The sequence below is a fragment of the Arthrobacter sp. 2YAF22_2 genome (assembly GCF_052114645.1).
In the GTDB taxonomy this organism is placed as follows: domain Bacteria; phylum Actinomycetota; class Actinomycetes; order Actinomycetales; family Micrococcaceae; genus Arthrobacter.
In genome coordinates this window covers 1-1,845 of the sequence record NZ_JBFRFD010000621.1, presented here as the reverse complement: position 1 = coordinate 1,845, position 1,845 = coordinate 1, and the positions used below count along the sequence as shown (strand labels likewise).

Annotated in this window: 1 protein-coding gene; it reads left to right on the top strand. The window is 67.6% G+C overall.

Going from position 1 to position 1,845, the window contains the following annotated elements:
- On the top strand, positions 1-1,751 hold a 1,751-nt coding region (rho, locus tag AB4Y86_RS17955), incomplete at its 5' end, for a transcription termination factor Rho (protein WP_441403510.1).
- Positions 1,752-1,845: the final 94 nt, after the last annotated feature.

Below are 1,845 nucleotides of genomic sequence, written 5' to 3'. Positions count from 1 at the left end.
CCGCCGCTGAGGCACCCGCCGCAGCTCCGATGGAGGCGCCGGCCGCCCCGGTCGAAGCCACCCAGGCCGAACAGGCCGCCGAAGGCAGCGACCGCACCCGCCAGCCGCGAACCCGCAACCGCCGCCGCGGCGAGGCCGCAGGCCAGACCGCAGCCCAGGGGGAGAACGCGGCAGCACCCGCCGCCGAAACCCACACGGAGCAGCCCGCCGCCGAGCAGCGCCAGGAGCGCCAGGAGCGCCACGCCGAACAGGGCAGCGACGACGGCCAGCGCCGCGAGAACACCCGCGGCCGTGGCGGCCGTGAGGACAACGCCACCGGCAGCCGCGACAACAATCGCGACAACGCCGCAAGCAGCCGCGACAACAACCGCGACAATAACCGCGATAACGACGACAGCGACGGCGGCAGCCGCCGTAACCGCCGCAACCGTCGCGACCGCAACGATCGCAACGACCGCTCCGGCGGCCAGGAGAACCGCGACAACAACTCGCGCAACGACCGCTTCCGCGACCGTAACGAACGCCGCCGCGGCCGCTCCCAGGGCCCCGACGTCGACGACGTCGAGGTCACCGAGGACGACGTGCTGCTGCCCGTCGCCGGCATCCTGGACGTGCTGGAGAACTACGCGTTCATCCGTACCTCCGGTTACCTGCCGGGCCCGAATGACGTCTACGTGTCCCTCGCCCAGGTCAAGAAGTACAACCTGCGCAAGGGCGACGCCGTCGTCGGCGCCATCCGCGCTCCGCGCGAGGGCGAAAACCAGCAGAGCAATCAGCAGCAGTCCGCCCGCCAGAAGTTCAACGCCCTGGTCCGCGTCACCTCGGTCAACGGCAAGACCCCGGAGGAGCTCAAGGACCGCGTCGAGTTCGCGAAGCTGGTTCCGCTGTACCCGTCCGAGCGCCTGCGCCTCGAGACCGACCCCAAGAAGATCGGCCCCCGCGTCATCGACCTGGTGGCCCCGATCGGCAAGGGCCAGCGYGGCCTGATCGTTTCGCCGCCGAARGCCGGCAAGACGCTCATCCTGCAGTCCATCGCSAACGCCATCACCACCAACAATCCTGAGGTCCACCTCATGATGGTGCTCGTTGACGAACGTCCCGAAGAAGTCACGGACATGCAGCGCACCGTCAAGGGTGAGGTCATCGCCTCGACCTTCGACCGTCCCGCCGACGACCACACCACCGTGGCCGAGCTCTCCATCGAGCGCGCCAAGCGCCTCGTGGAGATGGGCATGGACGTCGTGGTGCTGCTGGACTCGATGACCCGTCTGGGCCGCGCCTACAACCTGGCGGCACCGGCCTCCGGACGCATCCTGTCCGGTGGCGTCGATTCCGCCGCACTGTACCCGCCGAAGCGTTTCTTCGGTGCAGCGCGCAACATCGAAAACGGCGGCTCGCTCACCATCCTGGCCACCGCGCTCGTCGAGACCGGTTCCAAGATGGACGAGGTCATCTTCGAAGAGTTCAAGGGCACGGGCAACATGGAACTGCGCCTGTCCCGCCAGCTCGCGGACAAGCGCATCTTCCCGGCGGTGGACGTCAACGCGTCCGGTACCCGCCGCGAAGAGAACCTGCTCTCGCCGGAGGAAGTCAAGATCATGTGGAAGCTGCGCCGTGTCCTCTCCGGACTCGAAACGCAGCAGAGCCTTGAGCTGCTGACCAACAAGATCCGGGAGACCCAGAGCAACGTCGAGTTCCTCATGCAGGTGCAGAAGACGACGCTTGGTGCGAAGTCCGATAACGACAAGTAGCTGCTCTAACCGCTAGATTCTGGCGGTCCCGCGCGCTAACGCCGCACGGATTTTCCGCCCCCGCCCCTACGCCGGGTGGCTTGCGATCTACGAT